Below are 22854 nucleotides of genomic sequence, written 5' to 3'. Positions count from 1 at the left end.
AACGGCATTGTAGTTTACAGTTATCACTAGTCTTCGGGCATCGAAGATATAATGAAATTAATATCTAAGTAATTCTTGACAAGATTAAGCTATTGCTATAAAATAGTATGGTATGTTTAGTAACTGATCAAAAATAGCCGGCTAAACGAATACGAAAATCTATCAGGAGGTATTCAACGTGAAACGTACTTATCAACCAAGTAAAATCCGTCGTCAACGTAAACACGGATTCCGTCACCGTATGTCAACTAAAAACGGACGTCGTGTTCTTGCAGCTCGTCGTCGTAAAGGACGTAAAGTTCTTTCAGCTTAAGACATTATTGAAAGCAACAGTGCTCGAGACTGTTGCTTTTTGTTTTTTGCTATAAATGATAGTGTTGATGTTATTCATCGAAAGTTTGAAAATATAGAGCTGACAATTCTTGTAATTTTTGATAAACTAAAGCGGTTGTGGATAATGACCACTTACTAAAAAATACTTAGGACTGTTTTTCCTAATGTAAGGAGTATAAATGACTGACTTTCCTATTAAATATCGTCTTATAAAGAAAGAAAAACACACAGGGGCACGCTTGGGGGAAATTATCACGCCTCATGGAACTTTTCCAACACCGATGTTTATGCCTGTAGGTACTCAAGCTACAGTAAAAACACAATCTCCTGAAGAATTAAAACAGATGGGTTCAGGAATTATTTTGGCCAATACCTATCATTTATGGTTAAGACCTGGTGATGAGCTCGTTGCCAAAGCTGGAGGACTCCATAAATTCATGAATTGGGACCAAGCGATTCTTACAGATAGCGGTGGTTTCCAAGTATATTCATTGGCCGAAAAACGAAATATCTCGGAAGAAGGTGTAACTTTTAAAAATCACCTTAATGGAAGTAAGATGTTTTTATCTCCTGAAAAAGCGATCTCGATTCAGAACAATCTCGGTTCGGATATTATGATGAGTTTTGATGAATGCCCTCAATTTTACCAACCATACGACTATGTGAAAAATTCTATTGAACGTACAAGTCGTTGGGCAGAACGAGGGCTAAAAGCACATCGTCGTCCACATGACCAAGGTCTTTTTGGAATCGTACAGGGAGCAGGTTTTGAAGATCTTCGTAGACAATCTGCACAGGATTTGGTTTCCATGGATTTTCCAGGTTATTCAATTGGAGGTCTTGCAGTAGGAGAAACTCATGAAGAGATGAATGCAGTTCTAGACTTTACTGTACCTTTACTTCCTGAGAATAAACCACGTTATCTTATGGGGGTAGGGGCACCAGATAGTTTGATCGACGGTGTTATTCGTGGTGTTGACATGTATGATTGTGTTCTCCCAACACGAATTGCTCGTAACGGAACTTGTATGACGAGTCAAGGACGCCTCGTGGTTAAAAATGCGGCGTATGCAGAAGATTTTAGCCCTATAGATCCTGAGTGTGATTGTTATACATGTAAAAATTACACACGTGCTTATGTGAGACATTTGTTGAAAGCGGATGAAACGTTTGGAATTCGCCTGACAAGTTATCATAATCTCTACTTCTTGGTGAATTTAATGGCTAAAGTACGACAAGCTATTATAGATGACAATTTACTTGAGTTCCGCCAAGACTTTATAGAAAAGTATGGTTACAAGTCAAGTAAAAGAAATTTTTAAATAATTTATTTAGCAGTACATGATTGTACTGCTTTATTTTTTTGCAAAATCCTATTGACAAGCATTAATTTGGGTGTTAAGATATAAAAGTTGTCTTAACTGACTTGCCACAAACTTGAAAAGGTTCCAAAACTTTAAAAAAGTTATTGACAAGACAAGCTAGAGATGATATTATAAATAAGCTGTTTCGCGAGAGACAGCGGACACGAGAAGTAAAAAAACTTCAAAAAAGTGTTGACAAGTTATTCTAAATTTGCTAGAATATAGAAGTTGTCTTAAGAGAGACAAAGACCTTTGAGAACTGAATAAGAAACCAAGTGCAGGGTTATAGAAGAAATTATAACCTGTCAATTTACAAGAATAAATCGTCAGACGACGGTAATGAGTTAACGCTCGAACAATTATTAAATTTTTTAATGAGAGTTTGATCCTGGCTCAGGACGAACGCTGGCGGCGTGCCTAATACATGCAAGTAGAACGCTGAAGAGAGGAGCTTGCTCTTCTTGGATGAGTTGCGAACGGGTGAGTAACGCGTAGGTAACCTGCCTTGTAGCGGGGGATAACTATTGGAAACGATAGCTAATACCGCATAACAATGGATGACCCATGTCATTTATTTGAAAGGGGCAAATGCTCCACTACAAGATGGACCTGCGTTGTATTAGCTAGTAGGTGAGGTAACGGCTCACCTAGGCGACGATACATAGCCGACCTGAGAGGGTGATCGGCCACACTGGGACTGAGACACGGCCCAGACTCCTACGGGAGGCAGCAGTAGGGAATCTTCGGCAATGGGGGCAACCCTGACCGAGCAACGCCGCGTGAGTGAAGAAGGTTTTCGGATCGTAAAGCTCTGTTGTAAGTCAAGAACGAGTGTGAGAGTGGAAAGTTCACACTGTGACGGTAGCTTACCAGAAAGGGACGGCTAACTACGTGCCAGCAGCCGCGGTAATACGTAGGTCCCGAGCGTTGTCCGGATTTATTGGGCGTAAAGCGAGCGCAGGCGGTTTGATAAGTCTGAAGTTAAAGGCTGTGGCTCAACCATAGTTCGCTTTGGAAACTGTCAAACTTGAGTGCAGAAGGGGAGAGTGGAATTCCATGTGTAGCGGTGAAATGCGTAGATATATGGAGGAACACCGGTGGCGAAAGCGGCTCTCTGGTCTGTAACTGACGCTGAGGCTCGAAAGCGTGGGGAGCGAACAGGATTAGATACCCTGGTAGTCCACGCCGTAAACGATGAGTGCTAGGTGTTGGATCCTTTCCGGGATTCAGTGCCGCAGCTAACGCATTAAGCACTCCGCCTGGGGAGTACGACCGCAAGGTTGAAACTCAAAGGAATTGACGGGGGCCCGCACAAGCGGTGGAGCATGTGGTTTAATTCGAAGCAACGCGAAGAACCTTACCAGGTCTTGACATCCCGATGCTATTTCTAGAGATAGAAAGTTACTTCGGTACATCGGTGACAGGTGGTGCATGGTTGTCGTCAGCTCGTGTCGTGAGATGTTGGGTTAAGTCCCGCAACGAGCGCAACCCCTATTGTTAGTTGCCATCATTCAGTTGGGCACTCTAGCGAGACTGCCGGTAATAAACCGGAGGAAGGTGGGGATGACGTCAAATCATCATGCCCCTTATGACCTGGGCTACACACGTGCTACAATGGTTGGTACAACGAGTTGCGAGTCGGTGACGGCAAGCTAATCTCTTAAAGCCAATCTCAGTTCGGATTGTAGGCTGCAACTCGCCTACATGAAGTCGGAATCGCTAGTAATCGCGGATCAGCACGCCGCGGTGAATACGTTCCCGGGCCTTGTACACACCGCCCGTCACACCACGAGAGTTTGTAACACCCGAAGTCGGTGAGGTAACCTTTTGGAGCCAGCCGCCTAAGGTGGGATAGATGATTGGGGTGAAGTCGTAACAAGGTAGCCGTATCGGAAGGTGCGGCTGGATCACCTCCTTTCTAAGGAAAAACGGAATGTACTTGAGTTTCTTATTTAGTTTTGAGAGGTCTTGTGGGGCCTTAGCTCAGCTGGGAGAGCGCCTGCTTTGCACGCAGGAGGTCAGCGGTTCGATCCCGCTAGGCTCCATTGAATCGCAAGATTCAAGTATTGTCCATTGAAAATTGAATATCTATATCAAATTCCATATGTAATTAATTACATATAGATAGTAACAAGAAAATAAACCGAAACGCTGTGAATATTTAATGAGTTAGGTCGAAAGACCAAAATAAGGTTAAGTTAATAAGGGCGCACGGTGGATGCCTTGGCACTAGAAGCCGATGAAGGACGTGACTAACGACGAAATGCTTTGGGGAGCTGTAAGTGAGCAATGATCCAGAGATGTCCGAATGGGGGAACCCGGCAGGTAATGCCTGTCACTCATTACTGTTAAGGTAATGTAGAGGAAGACGCAGTGAACTGAAACATCTAAGTAGCTGCAGGAAGAGAAAGCAAAAGCGATTGCCTTAGTAGCGGCGAGCGAAACGGCAAGAGGGCAAACCGAAGAGTTTACTCTTCGGGGTTGTAGGACTGCAACGTGGACTTAAAGATTATAGAAGAACTACCTGGGAAGGTAGGCCAAAGAGAGTAATAGCCTCGTATTCGAAATAGTCTTTATACCTAGCAGTATCCTGAGTACGGCGAGACACGAGAAATCTCGTCGGAATCTGGGAGGACCATCTCCCAACCCTAAATACTCTCTAGTGACCGATAGTGAACCAGTACCGTGAGGGAAAGGTGAAAAGCACCCCGGGAGGGGAGTGAAATAGAACCTGAAACCGTGTGCCTACAACAAGTTCGAGCCCGTTAATGGGTGAGAGCGTGCCTTTTGTAGAATGAACCGGCGAGTTACGATATGATGCGAGGTTAAGTTGAAGAGACGGAGCCGTAGGGAAACCGAGTCTTAATAGGGCGTATTAGTATCATGTCGTAGACCCGAAACCATGTGACCTACCCATGAGCAGGTTGAAGGTGAGGTAAAACTCACTGGAGGACCGAACCAGGGCACGTTGAAAAGTGCTTGGATGACTTGTGGGTAGCGGAGAAATTCCAAACGAACTTGGAGATAGCTGGTTCTCTCCGAAATAGCTTTAGGGCTAGCGTTGATGTTAAGTCTCTTGGAGGTAGAGCACTGTTTGGGTGAGGGGTCCATCCCGGATTACCAATCTCAGATAAACTCCGAATGCCAACGAGATATAATCGGCAGTCAGACTGCGAGTGCTAAGATCCGTAGTCGAAAGGGAAACAGCCCAGACCACCAGCTAAGGTCCCAAAATATATGTTAAGTGGAAAAGGATGTGGGGTTGCACAGACAACTAGGATGTTAGCTTAGAAGCAGCTATTCATTCAAAGAGTGCGTAATAGCTCACTAGTCGAGTGACCCTGCGCCGAAAATGTACCGGGGCTAAAACATATTACCGAAGCTGTGGATACCTTTATAGGTATGGTAGGAGAGCGTTCTATGTGCGAAGAAGGTGTACCGTGAGGAGTGCTGGAGCGCATAGAAGTGAGAATGCCGGTATGAGTAGCGAAAGACAGGTGAGAATCCTGTCCACCGTAAGACTAAGGTTTCCAGGGGAAGGCTCGTCCGCCCTGGGTTAGTCGGGACCTAAGGAGAGACCGAAAGGTGTATCCGATGGACAACAGGTTGATATTCCTGTACTAGAGTATATAGTGATGGAGGGACGCAGTAGGCTAACTAAACCAGACGATTGGAAGTGTCTGGCCAAGCAGTGAGGTGTGATATGAGTCAAATGCTTATATCTATAACATTGAGCTGTGATGGGGAGCGAAGTTTAGTAGCGAAGTTAGTGATGTCACACTGCCGAGAAAAGCTTCTAGCGTTAATTATACTCTACCCGTACCGCAAACCGACACAGGTAGTCGAGGCGAGTAGCCTCAGGTGAGCGAGAGAACTCTCGTTAAGGAACTCGGCAAAATGGCCCCGTAACTTCGGGAGAAGGGGCGCTGACTTATGGTCAGCCGCAGTGAATAGGCCCAAGCAACTGTTTATCAAAAACACAGCTCTCTGCTAAATCGTAAGATGATGTATAGGGGGTGACGCCTGCCCGGTGCTGGAAGGTTAAGAGGAGTGCTTAGCAATAGCGAAGGTATGAATTGAAGCCCCAGTAAACGGCGGCCGTAACTATAACGGTCCTAAGGTAGCGAAATTCCTTGTCGGGTAAGTTCCGACCCGCACGAAAGGCGTAATGATTTGGGCACTGTCTCAACGAGAGACTCGGTGAAATTTTAGTACCTGTGAAGATGCAGGTTACCCGCGACAGGACGGAAAGACCCCATGGAGCTTTACTGCAGTTTGATATTGAGTATCTGTACCACATGTACAGGATAGGTAGGAGCCTATGACCTCGGGACGCCAGTTTCGAGTGAGGCGTTGTTGGGATACTACCCTTGTGTTATGGCTACTCTAACCCAGATAGGTTATCCCTATCGGAGACAGTGTCTGACGGGCAGTTTGACTGGGGCGGTCGCCTCCTAAAAGGTAACGGAGGCGCCCAAAGGTTCCCTCAGAATGGTTGGAAATCATTCGCAGAGTGTAAAGGTATAAGGGAGCTTGACTGCGAGAGTTACAACTCGAGCAGGGACGAAAGTCGGGCTTAGTGATCCGGTGGTTCCGCATGGAAGGGCCATCGCTCAACGGATAAAAGCTACCCTGGGGATAACAGGCTTATCTCCCCCAAGAGTTCACATCGACGGGGAGGTTTGGCACCTCGATGTCGGCTCGTCGCATCCTGGGGCTGTAGTCGGTCCCAAGGGTTGGGCTGTTCGCCCATTAAAGCGGCACGCGAGCTGGGTTCAGAACGTCGTGAGACAGTTCGGTCCCTATCCGTCGCGGGCGTAGGAAATTTGAGAGGATCTGCTCCTAGTACGAGAGGACCAGAGTGGACTTACCGCTGGTGTACCAGTTGTTCTGCCAAGAGCATCGCTGGGTAGCTATGTAGGGAAGGGATAAACGCTGAAAGCATCTAAGTGTGAAGCCCACCTCAAGATGAGATTTCCCATGATTTTATATCAGTAAGAGCCCTGAGAGATGATCAGGTTGATAGGTTAGAAGTGGAAGTGTGGTGACACATGTAGCGGACTAATACTAATAGCTCGAGGACTTATCCAAAGAAAGTAACTGAGACATATTGACAACGATTTGGTTTCTTGATACAGTATAGATATTCAATTTTGAGTTGAGAATACTCAGAGTTAAGTGACGATAGCCTAGGAGATACACCTGTTCCCATGCCGAACACAGAAGTTAAGCCCTAGTACGCCTGATGTAGTTGGGGGTTGCCCCCTGTTAGATACGGTAGTCGCTTAGCGTTTATCCGCCATAGCTCAGTTGGTAGTAGCGCATGACTGTTAATCATGATGTCGTAGGTTCGAGTCCTACTGGCGGAGTATAGATTTCATTGCTGGACTTAGGTCTAGCTTTTTTTGTCAAGTTATTTACTTGTTAAAACTCTTAATTTCAGATATGATATGATTATATTTTATTTGAGAGGTATTATTATGTCGAATTTTGCGTCAGCGTTTACACCTATTTCTATTTCTACTGTTAAAGATAAAATTTCTTCTACAGATAAGTTTATTTTATTTATTGGCCGTCCTTCCTGTCCATATTGTCAACTTTTTGAACCTAAATTATCAAATGTTGCTTGTAATTCAAATCTTACTATTTTCTATATTAATAGTGAAAATAGTGAAGAACTTGAAGATATCCAAGCTTTACGTAAAAGATATGGTATTGCTACCGTTCCAGCCCTATTTGTTTCAGAAAATGGAACTGCTAAGGTTGTTTGCGACTCTTCTCTTTCTGAGGATGACATTTTAGATTTTATTTCTTAATCTTTTTGGAGGTTCTTATGTTTATTTGTAAACACGAGGTCCAGTATTATGAAACAGATCGAATGGGTATTACTCATCATTCCAATTATGTACGATGGATGGAAGAGGCTAGAACTTTTTTTCTAAGAGAGATAGGTTGGGCTTATGAAAAAATTGAAGAGGAGGGAATTATCTCTCCTGTTACTTCAATTTCCTGTGACTATAAAGCTACTTCTACTTTTGCAGATGTGATTTCTATTGAGATTAATGTTAAAAGTGTTAAATCTGCTAAACTTTCTTTTGTATACCATATGGTAAATCAGAATGGTGTTCTTGTTTGTACAGCTGCTTCTGAACATAGTTTCTTGTCTAAGAATGGTGGTTTTGTTAATCTTAAAAGAGATTATCCCTCATTTTTTAATCTTTTAAAAGAGCATTCAGTTATGCAATAAAAAAGAAGAAAATCATTTTGATTTTCTTCTTTCAGAATGAAGACAAACATCGTTTTTGATGTTTGTCTTTTTTATATTCTTACCTAATTCTCCTATAATCCAATAATATTGAGATATTTGGGTAAAATTATAGGTCTTTCCTGTCATCATTTTTACCAATTTTTTGATATTTAGACACGCTAAAGTAAGCCCAACCTTATCCTCCATTTTGGACTTTCCTTTTTCTCTGGTATAACGTAAGTTATGATATTCTTTAGCTGTTCCGAATAACCGTTCTATCGTTTCTTTCCGGTGTTGATACCGTTCTTTCATACCACTTTGATGGCGAATATCTTCACAGACTTCTAGGGCATCTTTCCAAATATGACGCACAACAACTTTTTGGTTCTGGCGACTTTCTGTACAAATAGCTAACAAGGGACAGGTCTTACAAATTTTAGGATTACTTTTATACTCTCGATAACCTTCACGTGTAGTTGTACGATAAGTTAACACCTGGTTCTCAGGACAAAGATAACAATCAAAATGCTCGTCATAGACAAAGTCTTTTGGACGTAAAAAATCTTTCTTACCTCTTGGTCTAGTGTAAGGGAAAACTGGTGTAATCCCTTTTTCTAGAAGAAACTTGGCAATACTAGGTGTTTTATAGCCTGAATCCGCAATAATGAATTCAGGTGAGAATGGTTCTAGTTTGACAAAAAGAGCAGAGAAAGCCTGACTATCATGGATGTTTCCTGCTTCAACCGTATAAGCTAAAGCCCAGCCGTGTTTATCACAAGCTACTTGAGCATTGTAAGCGAAGACCTCCTTATGTTCTCCCTTATGAAACCAACCACTGTCTGGGTCCGTCGTTGATTGTTTCTTAGGTTTAGCCTCGCCTTTTTTGGCGGGCTTTAAGAACTTTTTTGCGTGTTTTTTCCTATCTAAATTAATCTCAATCTCCAGTTGTTCACTCATGAATTTAGCTTTTTGATCAATAACAACAGTTTTGTACTTATGATTATTAGCAGCTGCCTTGATATGGGTCCCATCAATGAAGATTTCTGAGGGATCAATGAGCCCTGCTTCCAAAACATGATGAAGCACATGACTAAAAATGTGTGCTAACACTTCCTTGTTTTCAAAGCGTCGGCTATAGTTCTTACCGTAAGTTGTAAAATGAGGCACCTTATCGTCCAGAGATAAGCCAAGAAACCAACGGTAAGCCGTATTCACCTCAATATCTTTAATGGTTTGGCGCATAGAACGAATGCCATAAAAACATTGAATCAACGGAATTTTAACTAATAAAACAGGGTCTAGACTAGGGCGACCATTATCCGAGGAATAACTATCTTCGACAAGATCATAAATAAAAGAGAAATCAATCGTTTCCTCGACTTTTCTTAGAAAATGGTCTTTAGGCACAAGTTCATCAAGCGTATAGAATCCTACTTGACGTCGATTGTATTCAGGATTTTCTTTGTGAAACATAGGAACACCTCATCAAATACCTTTTTCTTTTATTATACTCCTTCAAAGCAAGAAAAATCCCCAGAAGTATAACTTCTGAGGACTTTGTCTTCAATCTGAAAGAAGAAAATCATTTTGATTTTCTTCTTTTTTATTCAGCAAGGAGTTTTTGATAAATTGCTAAATTTTCATCATCAAATACGTTAAATATGACTTTTTTTATTATACTTGACTCATTAATAAAGGTTTTGACTGTTTGAATGGCGATTTTGGCAGCTTTTTGTTTTGGAAAATTGAAATCCCCAGTTGATAGACATGGAATAGCAATTGATTCAATGTTATTTTTCTCGGCTAGTGCTAATACTGAGAGATAGCTTTTTGCTAAAAGATCCTCATCAATTTGTGTCGGTTGGTCTACTATTTTCGGACCTACTGTATGAATGACAAAAGCAGAAGGAAGGTTGTAAGCTGGAGTGATTTTAGCCATACCAACGGGTTCTTCATATCCTTGTTCTAAGATGAGTTCGAAACAAGCTTGGCGTAACTGAACACCTGCATATGTATGAATAGCATTATCTACACAATCATGGAGTGGTTTCATACATCCTAGTAAGGTTTTATTGGCTGCATTTACGATTGCATCTACTTCAAGTCTTGTAATATCACCCTTCCAGAGGTAGATTCGATCATCTTGAGGGATGGGCTGGAGTGAACTGAGTTGTACAAATCCACGTTCCCCTTTCCTAACTTGTAGGTAAAGATCTTGTATTGTCAAGAATTGTGTTGATGCTGCCATTGGTTTACGTGTATTAAAGAGGGCTCTGAGAAGCTTTTGCTTTTCCTCGAGTTCTTCTGGGATAATCAAATCATGTAATTCTAGATTTTCTTTTTTGAGTTCACCTATGAGATAGGTAATCATTGCATCTTTATCCATATTTACTCATTTCTATTTTTTTAGTTTTTTATTATTATACTCCCAAGATAGGCTGTGAGCAAGTGATGTCTATGATAGGCAATGACTAATATTTGATAAGAATTTTTTATGTATGTGTCAAATTCTTGCAATGGCCTTTAGAATCATATAGAATAGGTCTACAAAAGTTTTATAATGTCTAGGAGGATGAATATATGACACAAGTAGTAATAGATGCTACATTTGAACAAGAAACAGCTGAAGGGCTAGTTTTGATTGATTTTTGGGCAACTTGGTGTGGGCCTTGCTTGATGCAAGCACCAATTCTTGAGCAACTTTCTGAAGAAATTTCAGAAGATGAACTTAAGATTGTTAAAATTGATGTTGACGAGAACCCAGAAACAGCTCAGAAGTTTGGAATTATGTCTATCCCAACTTTACTCTTCAAAAAAGATGGTGAGGTTGTTAAGCAAGTTGCAGGTGTACATACAAAAGAACAAATTAAAGCTATCGTTGCAGAGCTTAGCTAACTAATCGTCACAGTCCCGTTTAGGGATTTTTATTTTATTCGAACGACAAGGAGAGTCTTATGTCTTATTCATTTCAAAATCCTAGTGCTGAGGTTATAGAGTCTTATCTAAAATCAGCAAAGACGATTGCAATTGTTGGTTTATCTCATCGTAAGGAGGCAGCATCTTATCAGGTTGCTCATTTTCTACAGGCTGCTGGTTATCGTATCATACCAGTAAATCCTAAACTAGAAGGTCAGGAGCTTCTGGGAGAGCATGTTTATGCTTATCTTAAAGATATTCCATTTTCGATTGATATTGTTGATGTATTTAGACGAAGTGAGTTTTTACCAGATGTTGCTTATGATTTTCTTGAGACAGATGCAAAAGTTTTTTGGAGTCAAATTGGTCTTGAGAATGAGGAAGCTGAGACTATTCTTCGTCAAGCGAATAGACAGGATATTGTAATGAATCGTTGTACAAAGATTGAATATATGCGACTCTTTGTTTAATAAAATGAAAAGGTGAGTGAGCTATGCTCGCTCGTTTTTGTTATAATAGACCTATGATTGAAATTTTTGATACGCATACCCATCTTAATGTGGATAATTTTGCAGGAAAAGAACAAGAAGAAATAGATTTTGCAGCTGAACTAGGTGTTATTAAAATGAATATTGTTGGTTTTGATAAGCCAACAATTGATAAATCTTTAGCACTATCAGAGAAGTATGATCAACTATATAGTACGATTGGATGGCATCCTACGGAAGCAGGGTCCTATTCTCAGGAAATTGAGGATATGATTGTATCACAATTGGATAATCCGAAAGTAGTGGCACTTGGGGAAATCGGTTTGGATTATTATTGGATGGAAGATCCTAAAGAGATTCAGATTGATGTCTTTAAGCGTCAAATAGCTTTGTCAAAGGAATACAATCTACCTTTTGTTGTCCATACACGTGATGCACTTGAGGATACTTACGCTGTTATTAAAGAAGTTGGTGTTGGTCCTCGTGGGGGGATTATGCACTCATACTCAGGATCCTTAGAAATGGCTCAAAAATTTGTTGATCTTGGAATGATGATTTCATTTTCAGGTGTTGTAACTTTTAAGAAGGCTTTGGATGTTCAAGAAGCTGCTCAGAAGTTACCTTTAGATAAGATTCTGGTTGAAACGGATGCACCGTATTTGGCACCTGTTCCCAAACGTGGTCGAGAGAATCGTACAGGCTATACACGTTACGTAGTAGACAAGATTGCTGAGCTTCGTGGCTTAACAAGTGAAGAGGTTGCTAGGGCTACTTATGATAATGCGATGAGGATTTTTGGTCTGGATGAATAAAATAAAAATTCAAGAAGTCATCGTGGTAGAAGGTAAGGATGATACGGCAAATTTGAGACGTTTTTATGAGGTGGATACCTATGAGACTAGAGGCTCTGCTATCAATGAAGACGACTTAGAGCGTATCAATAAGCTTAATGACTTACGCGGAGTGATTGTTTTCACTGATCCAGACTATAATGGTGAACGTATCCGTAAAATCATCATGGAAGCTGTTCCGACAGCAAAGCATGCTTTCTTAAACCGTGGGGAAGCAACACCAAAATCTAAGACTAAAGGTCGTTCATTGGGTGTTGAGCATGCGAGTTTTGAGGATCTTCAAAAGGCCTTATCTGGAGTTCTAGGTAGTTACGATGATGATAATCAGTTTGATATTAGTAAATCAAATCTTATGAAGTTAGGACTACTAATGGGAGCAGATAGCCGAAAGCGTCGAGAATATTTGGGTGAGGCACTTCGTATTGGTTACTGCAATGGCAAGCAGCTTCTAAAACGTTTGGAATTGTTTGGAATTACTTTAGAGGAGCTGGAAGAGGCTATGTCAAATTACTAGACTACCAGTAATCTTAAAATCAAATCGCTACTAAGTAGCTTATTATAGAGGTTGGGATAGTTAAGGATTTGGACTTGTTTTGTGTCCAAATATAAAAATCGTGAAATTAACAAGAAAAGAGAATAAATGAGAATTGCAGATTATAGCGTGACCAAGGCTGTCCTTGAACGCCATGGCTTTACCTTTAAGAAGTCTTTCGGACAGAACTTCTTAACAGATACAAATATTTTACAAAAAATTGTTGATACGGCAGAGATTGATAAAAATGTCAATGTAATCGAAATTGGACCTGGTATCGGAGCATTAACAGAATTCTTGGCTGAAAATGCTGCGGAAGTTATGGCATTTGAAATTGATGATCGATTGGTTCCGATTTTAGAGGATACATTACATGATCATGATAATGTTAACGTGATTAATGAAGATGTTCTCAAGGCAGATTTGCAGACACGGGTAAAAGAATTTAAAAATCCAGAACTACCAATTAAGGTTGTAGCCAATTTGCCATATTATATTACGACGCCAATCTTGATGCATTTGATTGAGAGTAAGATTCCTTTTGCAGAATTTGTTGTTATGATGCAAAAAGAAGTCGCTGACCGCATTTCTGCAGAGCCTAATAGCAAGGCCTATGGTTCTCTATCAATTGCCGTTCAGTATTATATGACCGCTAAAGTGGCGTTCATTGTCCCTCGTACAGTCTTTGTACCAGCACCTAATGTTGACTCAGCCATTTTGAAGATGACGCGTCGTGAACAACCGTTGGTTGAAGTTAAAGATGAGGATTTCCTTTTCCGAGTGGCTAAGGCTAGCTTTGTCCATCGTCGTAAGACATTGTGGAATAATTTAACAAATCATTTTGGTAAATCTGAAGAAGTAAAATCCAAACTTGAGAAGGCATTGGAAATTGCAGATATAAAACCTTCTATTCGTGGAGAGGCTTTATCTATTTCTGATTTTGCACATTTATCAGATGCTTTGAGAGAAGCAGGCCTATAATTCAAAAATCCCACTGAATCTCAGTGGGATTATTAGTTATGCGGAGAAAGGGATTTGAACCCTCACGCTTGAAAAAGCACATGCGCCTGAAGCATGCGTGTCTGCCATTCCACCACCTCCGCAGATGATATGCCTATTATACTGCAATCTATTGAAAATGCAAGGAGGCCCATGGGAAATGGAAAATCCGTTTTTTTGTTCCAGAAAAGCTTTCTAATTTGTGATATAATAGGGCTATTAAACGAATGAGGAGTTCACTTGCAAGGAAGAATTATCAAAGCACTGGCAGGTTTCTATTATGTAGAGCATGATGGTGTTATATACCAGACGCGTGCACGAGGAAATTTTAGAAAAAAAGGACAAACACCTTATGTTGGAGATTTTGTTGAATTTTCAGCAGAGGAAAATTCAGAAGGTTATATCCTTAAAATTGGTCAACGAATCAATAGTTTAGTGCGTCCACCCATTGTCAATATAGATCAGGCTGTGGTTATTATGTCTGTTAAGGAACCGGATTTTAACTGTAATCTTTTGGACCGTTTTTTGGTTCTACTAGAGCATAAAAATATAAAGCCTGTAATCTATATTTCTAAGATGGACTTGGTTGAAGATGATTCAGAAATGAAAGCCATTCAAAAACAATATCAAAGAATTGGTTTTGATTTTATCTTCAGTTTGGAAGAACTATTGCCGCTCTTGACTGATAAAATAACAGTCTTTATGGGACAGACGGGTGTTGGAAAATCAACCTTGTTGAACCGTATTGCCCCACAGTTACATTTAGAAACAGGTGAGATTTCAGACAGTTTAGGTCGTGGACGTCATACTACAAGGGCTGTAAGTCTTTATGACGTTCATGGTGGGAAGATTGCTGACACACCAGGATTCTCTTCGCTAGATTATGAAGTGGATAATGCAGAGGACTTGAGTGAAGCTTTTCCGGAAATTCGTCAAGCTAGTCATGGTTGTAAATTCCGTTCTTGTACTCATACCCATGAGCCTTCTTGCGCTGTTAAGGAAGAGGTTGAAAATGGCCAAATCTGGCAAGTCCGTTATGATAATTACCTTCAATTTCTAAGTGAAATTGAAAATCGTCGTGAAACATATAAAAAAACTGTAAAAAGAAAGTAGGTCTCTCATGTCATATAAAATTGCTCCTTCTATCCTAGCTGCTGATTATGCTAATTTTGCTTCAGAACTAGCTCGTATTGATGCATCAGGTGCGGAATATGTTCACATTGATATTATGGATGGTCAATTTGTTCCTAATATCAGTTGGGGAGCAGATGTGGTTGCTAGTATGCGTAAACATAGCAAGTTAGTTTTTGATTGTCACCTTATGGTTGTTGATCCTGAGCGTTATGTGGATGCCTATGCACAAGCTGGTGCAGATATCATGACCATTCATGTTGAAGCCACTAGGCATATCCATGGTGCCCTCCAGAAAATCAAAGTTGCTGGTATGAAAGCAGGTGTTGTGATTAATCCTGGAACCCCAGTTGAGGCACTTATTCCTGTACTTGATTTAGTGGATCAAGTACTTATCATGACTGTAAATCCAGGTTTTGGTGGTCAGGCGTTCATTCCAGAAATGATGTCTAAAGTAGAGCGCGTTGTGGAGCTTCGCGAAAAAGGTGGCTATTCATTCGATATTGAAGTTGATGGTGGTGTAGATAATAACACTATTGCAGCATGTGCCAAGGCGGGGGCTAATGTTTTTGTCGCGGGCTCTTACCTCTTCAAAAATCCTGATTTGACAGCGCAAGTTCAAACGCTTCGTGATGCTATCGATGCCTAAAATAGCTTTATTTGTCGGTGGTGAGCTAGAGTGGTTCACTACCGATTTTGATTATTTTGTTGGGGTGGATCGTGCGTGCTTACGTTTGTTGGAGTTAGGTTTACCTATTGATTTGGCTGTTGGAGACTTTGATTCAGTATCTCGGTCAGAGTTAGAGATGATCCAATCAGCTACCAAAGATTGTATGATTGCTCCGGCTGAAAAGGATGACACGGATACAGAGTTAGCCCTAAAAATTACATTTCAGTTATATCCTGAGGCGGAAGTAACTATTTTCGGTGCTTTTGGTGGCAGAATTGATCATATGTTATCAAATATATTTTTGGTCAGCGATCCTGAATTAGCTCCTTTTATGAGGCGTATCTGTTTGCGAGATAAGCAAAATAAGATTACTTATTATCCAGAAGGAAGTCATAAAGTTTTACCAGAACCTGGAATGACATATGTTTCTTTTTTACATGAGGGTGATGGAGAACTGACGATTTTGGGAGCAAAATACGAATTAACTAGTATGAATTATTTCCAGAAGAAAATCTATTCTAGCAATGAATTCGTTGATGGTCCAATTCAAGTGATTGTGCCAAATGGATATGTGATTGTCATCCAGACTAAAGATAGGAGTTAGTATGATCTATCTACTTACACTTTTAACTTTATTAAGCTTGGGGATTCTTATTGTTCTTTTCTTGAAGAATATGGAGTTAAAAGAACAGATTAATAAGAGTTTGGAAGAAAATGCAGATAATCTTTCAGATCAAGTTTCGTTTCAATTGGAAAGTTTTGCTAAGACAAACCAACTGGAAACGACAAAGCAATTGAACCAATTGCAGATGGAACTATATCAACAGTTGACAGATATCCGAGAGGTTTTACATCAAAATTTGTCTGATAATCGAGACCGTTCTGACCAACGTCTTGAGCAAATAAACCAAAGCTTAACCAAAGCTGTTAAAGATATGCAGGATTCCAATGAGAAACGTTTGGAACAAATGCGTCAGACAGTTGAAGAGAAACTTGAGCAAACCTTACAAACACGTTTACAAGCCTCTTTTGAGACGGTTTCAAGACAATTAGAGTCTGTTAATCAGGGCTTGGGGGAAATGAAAAATGTAGCCAAGGATGTTGGAAGTCTTAACAAGGTCCTTTCAAATACAAAAACACGAGGTATTCTGGGTGAGCTTCAATTAGGACAAATTATTGAAGACATATTGACTGTTAATCAGTACGAGCGAGAATTTCCTACGGTATCAGGTTCAAGTGAACGAGTTGAATATGCAATCAAAATGCCAGGAAACCATAAAGATGAATATATCTACCTTCCCATTGATTCTAAGTTTCCTTTGGAAGATTACTATCGTCTGGAAGATGCTTATGAGTCTGGTAATAAAGAGGAGATTGAGAATCACCGTAAGTCACTTTTGACTAGTATTAAGCGATTTGCAAAGGATATTAACAAGAAGTATCTTAACCCACCTGAAACTACAAATTTTGGCATATTATTTTTGCCGACGGAAGGGCTTTATGCTGAGGTAGTACGCCAACCAGCCTTCTTTGACGCCCTTCGTCGTGAGGAGAATATTGTTATCGCAGGGCCGTCAACCTTATCAGCACTCTTGAATTCATTGTCTGTAGGTTTTAGAACTTTGAATATTCAAAAGAATGCGGATGATATTAGTAAGATTTTAGGTAACGTCAAACTAGAATTTGGCAGGTTTGGAGATATGTTAGCTAAAGCTCAGAAACAATTGAATACAGCGAGTAAAACAGTCGATAGTCTTCTCAACACAAGGAGTAGGGCAATTGTTAGAGCTCTTGATACAATTGAAACCTATCAAGACAGTGCGACACAAAGTTTGTTGGATTTACCACGATTAGAAAACGAGGATAAGCATGAAGATTAATCAAATGAAAAAAGACGAGTATTTTGAAGGTTTTTATCTGATTAAGCGTGCAGAGGTACGTAAGACAAGAGCAGGAAAGGATTACATTGCCTTTACATTCCAGGATGATACTGGAGAGATTTCAGGAAACCTATGGGATGCTCAGCCTTATAATGTCGAAGAATTTACCACAGGTAAAGTAGTGCATATGGAGGGACGTCGAGAAGTTTATAATAATACTCCTCAGGTAAACCAAATTACCTTACGCTTGCCTACATTTGGTGAGCCAAATGATCCAGCTGATTTCAAAGAGAAACCACCAGTAAATCCTTCCGAAGTACGCGAATACCTAGAGCAAATGATTTTCAAGATTGAGGAAGCAACTTGGCAGCGTGTTGTTCGTGCCCTTTATCGAAAGTATAATAAGGAGTTTTTCACTTTTCCAGCTGCTAAAACAAATCATCATGCCTTTGAAAGTGGACTAGCCTATCATACAGCTACTATGGTTCGCCTAGCGGACAGCATTGGAGATATTTATCCAGAGCTCAATAAGAGTCTACTCTTTGCCGGAATTATGCTTCATGATTTAGCTAAGGTTATTGAACTTACTGGTCCTGAAAATACTGAGTATACGGTTCGTGGAAACTTGATTGGTCATATTGCTTTGATTGATGAAGAAATCACTAAGGTGCTCATGGATCTCAATATTGACGATACGCGTGAGGATGTCGTTGTTTTGCGTCATGTTATTCTCAGCCATCATGGACAACTAGAGTATGGTAGTCCAGTGCGCCCCCGTATTATGGAAGCAGAAATTATTCATATGATTGATAATCTTGATGCCAGTATGATGATGATGACGACAGCCCTTAACCTAGTAGGTCCAGGAGAAATGACAAATCGTCTCTTTGCTATGGATAATCGTTCCTTCTACAAGCCAAAATTTGATTAAAATCGAAATTAAGCGAGCATTTTATATGAAAATGTTCGTTTTTTGCTGTATTATGGTATAATAGTTAAAAAGTACAGAAAATATAGGTAACATATGAAATTAAAACGAAGTGAGCGCATGGTAGTGATTTCAAACTATCTGATTAATAATCCTTATCAATTGACAAGCCTCAACACCTTTGCAGAGCGTTATGAAGTTGCAAAGTCTTCAATCTCAGAAGATGTTGCTATCATTAAAAAAGCTTTTGAGGAAAGTCAAATAGGAGAAATCGAAACAGTAACGGGTGCATCTGGTGGCGTTATGTTTACACCAACTATTTCTGATGAAGATGCAAGAAGTCTGGTTGAAGATCTTTGTAAGCGTCTTTCCGAGAGTGATCGTATCTTACCAGGTGGTTATCTCTACCTATCTGATTTATTGAGTACACCGTCTATTTTGAAAAATGTTGGTCGTATCATTGCCAGTGCCTTTAAAGGACAAAAAATTGATGCCGTTATGACAGTTGCAACCAAAGGAGTTCCTTTAGCAAATGCAGTAGCAGATGTCTTGAACATTCCATTTGTTATCGTTCGTCGTGACTTGAAAATTACAGAAGGTTCAACCGTATCGGTAAACTACGTTAGTGGTTCAAGTGATCGTATTGAAAAGATGTTCCTTTCAAAACGTAGTTTGAAACCAAATAGCCGCGTCCTTATTGTTGATGATTTTCTTAAAGGTGGCGGTACCATTACAGGTATGATTAGCTTGCTTTCAGAATTTGATAGTGAGTTAGTAGGTGTAGCTGTATTCGCAGAGAATGCTAAAGGCGATCGTGATATCCATGAATATAAATCATTACTTACTGTTTCTGACATCGATGTAAAAGCACAGAAGGTAGAAGTTGAAGTCGGTAATATTTTTGATAAATAATTAATCTACGATAGTATTCCTAATTTAACGATTAGGAATTTTTCTTTTTAACAAGAAAGTCTTGACAATAATCATCAAAAAATGATACTATATTAGACGGTACTTTTTACTTTTGGTCTCTCAAAAGTGTACAGAGACGTGCTGACATAAGTTGCAAAAGTACACACAGATATGGGCTGTCACCAAGTGCCATATCAACCAAAAATAAAAAACACAGGAGAATGTAGATGCCTACAATTAACCAATTGGTTCGTAAACCACGTCAATCAAAAGTTGTAAAATCTAAATCACCAGCTTTGAACGTTGGTTACAACAGCCACAAAAAAGTTCAAACTAACGTATCTTCACCACAAAAACGTGGTGTTGCAACACGTGTTGGAACAATGACACCTAAGAAACCTAACTCAGCCCTTCGTAAATTCGCTCGTGTACGTTTGAGCAACCTTATCGAAGTTACTGCTTACATCCCAGGTATCGGACACAACCTCCAAGAACACAGCGTTGTTCTTATCCGTGGTGGACGTGTAAAAGACCTTCCAGGGGTACGTTACCACATCGTCCGTGGTGCACTTGATACTGCAGGTGTAGCTGATCGTAAACAAAGCCGTTCTAAATACGGTGCTAAACGTCCTAAAGGATAAGAAGGGAGATAAGATAAAATGAGTCGTAAAAATAGAGCGCCTAAACGCGAAGTATTGGCAGATCCATTGTACAATTCAAAAATCGTTACACGTCTTATCAACCGTGTAATGCTTGACGGTAAACGTGGTACTGCTGCAACAATCGTATACGATGCTTTCGAGCAAATTAAAGAAGCAACTGGAAACGATGCTCTTGAAGTATTTGAAACAGCTATGGACAACATCATGCCTGTACTTGAAGTACGTGCACGTCGTGTCGGTGGTTCAAACTACCAAGTCCCAGTTGAAGTTCGTCCAGAACGTCGTACAACTCTTGGTCTTCGTTGGTTGGTTAACGCATCACGTGCGCGTGGTGAACACACTATGAAAGATCGTCTTGCAAAAGAAATCATGGATGCTGCAAACAACACTGGTGCATCAGTTAAGAAACGTGAAGATACTCACAAAATGGCTGAAGCAAACCGTGCCTTTGCACACTTCCGCTGGTAATCATAAGTTTCAAGCTGAATTACAGTCATATATTCATAAGCTAAGATTATGGATTTGTAATAGGCTGACTCTGAATTCAAATAATATTATTCATATCATTTGAAAACCAGTTAAATATTAGTGAAAAAACGGGTAGGTCCTGCCTATCCGTTTTTTGACAATAATGTTATAATAAATAAGTAAACTAAAATATTTATAGGAGAATGAACCTAATGGCACGCGAATTTTCACTTGCAAAAACTCGTAATATCGGTATCATGGCCCACGTCGATGCCGGTAAAACAACTACAACAGAGCGTATCCTTTACTACACTGGTAAAATCCACAAAATCGGTGAAACTCACGAAGGTGCATCACAAATGGACTGGATGGAGCAAGAACAAGAACGTGGTATCACAATCACATCTGCCGCTACAACAGCACAATGGGATGGTCACCGCGTTAACATCATCGATACACCAGGACACGTGGACTTCACAATCGAAGTACAACGTTCACTTCGTGTATTGGATGGTGCCGTAACCGTTCTTGACTCACAATCAGGTGTAGAACCTCAAACTGAAACAGTTTGGCGTCAAGCAACTGAGTATGGTGTTCCACGTATCGTATTTGCCAACAAAATGGATAAAATCGGTGCAGACTTCCTTTACTCAGTAAGCACACTTCACGATCGTCTTCAAGCAAACGCACACCCAATCCAATTGCCAATCGGTGCTGAAGATGATTTCCGTGGTATCATTGACTTGATTAAAATGAAAGCTGAAATCTATACTAATGACCTTGGTACAGATATTCTTGAAGAAGATATTCCAGCTGATTACGTTGATCAAGCAAACGAATACCGTGAAAAATTGATCGAAGCAGTTGCTGAAACTGACGAAGATTTGATGATGAAATACCTTGAAGGTGAAGAAATCACTAACGAGGAATTGAAAGCAGCTATCCGTCGTGCAACAATCAACGTTGAATTCTTCCCAGTTCTTTGTGGTTCTGCCTTCAAGAACAAAGGTGTTCAATTGATGCTTGATGCGGTTATCGATTATCTTCCAAGTCCACTTGATATCCCTGCAATCAAAGGTATCAACCCAGATACAGACGAAGAAGAAACTCGTCCAGCATCTGATGATGAGCCATTTGCAGCTCTTGCCTTCAAGATCATGACTGACCCATTTGTAGGTCGTTTGACATTTATCCGTGTTTACTCAGGTATCCTTCAATCAGGTTCATATGTAATGAACACATCTAAAGGTAAACGTGAACGTATCGGACGTATCCTTCAAATGCACGCTAACAGCCGTCAAGAAATTGAACAAGTATACGCTGGTGATATCGCTGCTGCTATCGGTTTGAAAGATACTACAACTGGTGACTCATTGACTGATGAAAAAGCTAAAGTTATTCTTGAGTCAATCGAAGTTCCAGAACCAGTTATCCAATTGATGGTTGAGCCTAAGACTAAAGCTGACCAAGATAAGATGGGTATCGGTCTTCAAAAACTTGCCGAAGAAGATCCAACATTCCGTGTTGAAACTAACCCTGAAACTGGTGAAACAGTTATCTCTGGTATGGGTGAACTTCACCTTGATGTCCTTGTTGACCGTTTGAAACGTGAACACAAAGTTGAAGCAAACGTTGGTGCTCCACAAGTATCTTACCGTGAAACATTCCGTGCTGGAACACAAGCACGTGGATTCTTCAAACGTCAATCTGGTGGTAAAGGTCAGTTTGGTGATGTTTGGATTGAATTTACTCCAAATGAAGAAGGTAAAGGTTTCGAATTCGAAAATGCTATCGTCGGTGGTGTGGTTCCACGTGAATTCATCCCTGCAGTAGAAAAAGGATTGGAAGAATCTATGGCTAACGGTGTCCTTGCTGGATACCCAATGGTTGACATCAAAGCTAAACTTTACGATGGTTCATACCACGATGTCGATTCATCTGAAACTGCCTTCAAGATCGCTGCATCTCTTGCGCTTAAAGAAGCTGCTAAGACTGCACAACCAACTATTCTTGAACCAATGATGCTTGTAACAATCACTGTTCCTGAAGAAAACCTTGGTGATGTTATGGGTCACGTTACAGCTCGTCGTGGACGTGTTGATGGTATGGAAGCACACGGTAACAGCCAAATCGTTCGTGCTTACGTTCCACTTGCTGAAATGTTCGGTTATGCAACAACACTTCGTTCTGCAACTCAAGGACGTGGTACATTCATGATGGTATTTGACCACTATGAAGATGTTCCTAAATCAGTTCAAGAAGAAATCATCAAGAAAAACTCTGGTGAAGCTTAATTAGCACATATAAAAGTTAAGGTACTTATGAAAGTAAGTGCCTTTTCTATTTGCAATTTTTTGAAAAAAATTATATAATATGACTGTTGAAAGGTTAGATTGAAAGCGCTCAAGTTAATCTTTTCACAATAGGGAGAGCTTGCTCTCAAAATTATATTTATTTGATTTTCATAAGGAGG

Annotated in this window: 20 protein-coding genes, 3 tRNA genes and 3 rRNA genes; 23 read left to right on the top strand and 3 right to left on the bottom strand. The window is 40.3% G+C overall.

Going from position 1 to position 22854, the window contains the following annotated elements:
• Positions 1 to 178: 178 nt before the first annotated feature.
• The 9 genes from rpmH to V471_RS01655 all read left to right on the top strand — a co-directional run bounded on the left by rpmH (position 179) and on the right by V471_RS01655 (position 7944).
• Positions 179 to 313, top strand: coding sequence for a 50S ribosomal protein L34 (rpmH, locus tag V471_RS01695; protein WP_002885866.1), 135 nt, complete (start codon positions 179 to 181; stop codon positions 311 to 313).
• Between the two features lie 199 nt (positions 314 to 512).
• Positions 513 to 1655, top strand: a complete 1143-nt coding sequence (gene tgt / locus V471_RS01690; RefSeq protein WP_013991220.1) for a tRNA guanosine(34) transglycosylase Tgt — start codon at positions 513 to 515, stop codon at positions 1653 to 1655.
• Positions 1656 to 2067: 412 nt separating this feature from the next.
• Positions 2068 to 3615: ribosomal RNA gene (locus V471_RS01685) — 16S ribosomal RNA — on the top strand.
• A gap of 54 nt (positions 3616 to 3669) precedes the next feature.
• Positions 3670 to 3742 (top strand) — tRNA-Ala (locus tag V471_RS01680).
• A gap of 146 nt (positions 3743 to 3888) precedes the next feature.
• Positions 3889 to 6788: ribosomal RNA gene (locus tag V471_RS01675) — 23S ribosomal RNA — on the top strand.
• 83 nt (positions 6789 to 6871) lie between these two features.
• Positions 6872 to 6987 (top strand): 5S ribosomal RNA (gene rrf / locus V471_RS01670).
• Together the 16S, 23S and 5S rRNA genes with 2 tRNA genes alongside form the textbook arrangement of a ribosomal RNA operon.
• A gap of 5 nt (positions 6988 to 6992) precedes the next feature.
• Positions 6993 to 7066, top strand: a tRNA-Asn gene (locus V471_RS01665).
• 111 nt (positions 7067 to 7177) lie between these two features.
• Positions 7178 to 7513, top strand: a complete 336-nt coding sequence (traF, locus tag V471_RS01660; protein WP_049527782.1) for a conjugal transfer protein TraF — start codon at positions 7178 to 7180, stop codon at positions 7511 to 7513.
• 17 nt (positions 7514 to 7530) lie between these two features.
• A complete protein-coding gene (locus tag V471_RS01655) occupies positions 7531 to 7944 on the top strand; it encodes an acyl-CoA thioesterase (protein ID WP_013991218.1) in 414 nt (137 codons plus the stop codon).
• 12 nt (positions 7945 to 7956) lie between these two features.
• Here V471_RS01655 and V471_RS01650 read toward each other — a convergent pair whose 3' ends face one another.
• Together V471_RS01650 and V471_RS01645 are read right to left on the bottom strand one after the other, a co-directional pair.
• Positions 7957 to 9417, bottom strand: coding sequence for an IS1182-like element ISSth2 family transposase (locus V471_RS01650; protein ID WP_084871043.1), 1461 nt, complete (start codon positions 9415 to 9417; stop codon positions 7957 to 7959).
• Between the two features lie 130 nt (positions 9418 to 9547).
• Positions 9548 to 10330, bottom strand: coding sequence for a protein-ADP-ribose hydrolase (locus V471_RS01645; RefSeq protein WP_002884817.1), 783 nt, complete (start codon positions 10328 to 10330; stop codon positions 9548 to 9550).
• A gap of 194 nt (positions 10331 to 10524) precedes the next feature.
• On the opposite strand from V471_RS01645, the gene trxA reads away from it, so the two are divergent.
• The 5 genes from trxA to rsmA all read left to right on the top strand — a co-directional run bounded on the left by trxA (position 10525) and on the right by rsmA (position 13712).
• On the top strand, positions 10525 to 10839 hold the full coding sequence (gene trxA, locus V471_RS01640) for a thioredoxin (RefSeq protein WP_014632572.1): 315 nt from the start codon (positions 10525 to 10527) through the stop codon (positions 10837 to 10839).
• 59 nt (positions 10840 to 10898) lie between these two features.
• The gene (locus V471_RS01635; RefSeq protein ID WP_014635075.1) at positions 10899 to 11330 is read left to right on the top strand and encodes a CoA-binding protein; all 432 of its coding nucleotides are present in this window, start codon (positions 10899 to 10901) and stop codon (positions 11328 to 11330) included.
• A gap of 53 nt (positions 11331 to 11383) precedes the next feature.
• A complete protein-coding gene (locus tag V471_RS01630) occupies positions 11384 to 12160 on the top strand; it encodes a TatD family hydrolase (RefSeq protein WP_014632573.1) in 777 nt (258 codons plus the stop codon).
• On the top strand, positions 12153 to 12713 hold the full coding sequence (gene rnmV, locus V471_RS01625; RefSeq protein WP_013991215.1) for a ribonuclease M5: 561 nt from the start codon (positions 12153 to 12155) through the stop codon (positions 12711 to 12713). Before V471_RS01630 ends, rnmV begins: the two co-directional genes overlap by 8 nt.
• Before the next feature lie 126 nt (positions 12714 to 12839).
• Entirely contained in the window at positions 12840 to 13712 is an 873-nt protein-coding gene (gene rsmA / locus V471_RS01620) for a 16S rRNA (adenine(1518)-N(6)/adenine(1519)-N(6))-dimethyltransferase RsmA (protein WP_049527628.1), read from the top strand.
• A gap of 39 nt (positions 13713 to 13751) precedes the next feature.
• On the opposite strand, the gene V471_RS01615 is transcribed toward rsmA, so the two are convergent.
• Positions 13752 to 13834 (bottom strand) — tRNA-Leu (locus V471_RS01615).
• Between the two features lie 136 nt (positions 13835 to 13970).
• Here V471_RS01615 and rsgA point away from each other — a divergent pair.
• The 9 genes from rsgA (at position 13971) to fusA (ending at position 22675) form a co-directional block, all read left to right on the top strand.
• A complete protein-coding gene (gene rsgA, locus V471_RS01610; RefSeq protein ID WP_014632574.1) occupies positions 13971 to 14843 on the top strand; it encodes a ribosome small subunit-dependent GTPase A in 873 nt (290 codons plus the stop codon).
• A 7-nt stretch (positions 14844 to 14850) separates the two neighbouring features.
• Complete coding sequence (rpe, locus tag V471_RS01605) at positions 14851 to 15510, top strand: ribulose-phosphate 3-epimerase (RefSeq protein WP_013991212.1); 660 nt, start codon at positions 14851 to 14853, stop codon at positions 15508 to 15510.
• Positions 15503 to 16135 (top strand): thiamine diphosphokinase, encoded by a 633-nt coding sequence (locus V471_RS01600; protein ID WP_013991211.1) that lies wholly within the window; start codon positions 15503 to 15505, stop codon positions 16133 to 16135. The genes rpe and V471_RS01600 overlap by 8 nt, the downstream gene beginning before the upstream one ends.
• Before the next feature lies 1 nt (position 16136).
• A complete protein-coding gene (locus tag V471_RS01595) occupies positions 16137 to 17411 on the top strand; it encodes a DNA recombination protein RmuC (RefSeq protein ID WP_045771680.1) in 1275 nt (424 codons plus the stop codon).
• Positions 17401 to 18342 carry a 3'-5' exoribonuclease YhaM family protein gene (locus V471_RS01590; protein ID WP_084871042.1) on the top strand — a complete coding sequence of 314 codons (942 nt, stop codon included), beginning with the start codon at positions 17401 to 17403 and terminating at the stop codon, positions 18340 to 18342. The genes V471_RS01595 and V471_RS01590 overlap by 11 nt, the downstream gene beginning before the upstream one ends.
• 93 nt (positions 18343 to 18435) lie before the next feature.
• The gene (purR, locus tag V471_RS01585; RefSeq protein ID WP_049527624.1) at positions 18436 to 19251 is read left to right on the top strand and encodes a pur operon repressor; all 816 of its coding nucleotides are present in this window, start codon (positions 18436 to 18438) and stop codon (positions 19249 to 19251) included.
• 227 nt (positions 19252 to 19478) lie between these two features.
• Positions 19479 to 19892 (top strand): 30S ribosomal protein S12, encoded by a 414-nt coding sequence (rpsL, locus tag V471_RS01580; RefSeq protein WP_002884809.1) that lies wholly within the window; start codon positions 19479 to 19481, stop codon positions 19890 to 19892.
• A gap of 18 nt (positions 19893 to 19910) precedes the next feature.
• The gene (gene rpsG, locus V471_RS01575) at positions 19911 to 20381 is read left to right on the top strand and encodes a 30S ribosomal protein S7 (RefSeq protein WP_002884746.1); all 471 of its coding nucleotides are present in this window, start codon (positions 19911 to 19913) and stop codon (positions 20379 to 20381) included.
• Between the two features lie 212 nt (positions 20382 to 20593).
• Entirely contained in the window at positions 20594 to 22675 is a 2082-nt protein-coding gene (fusA, locus tag V471_RS01570; RefSeq protein ID WP_002884537.1) for an elongation factor G, read from the top strand.
• Positions 22676 to 22854: the final 179 nt, after the last annotated feature.

It is taken from the genome of Streptococcus salivarius (assembly GCF_002094975.1).
GTDB lineage: Bacteria > Bacillota > Bacilli > Lactobacillales > Streptococcaceae > Streptococcus > Streptococcus salivarius_D.
This window is presented reverse-complemented; position numbering and strand designations above follow the sequence as displayed.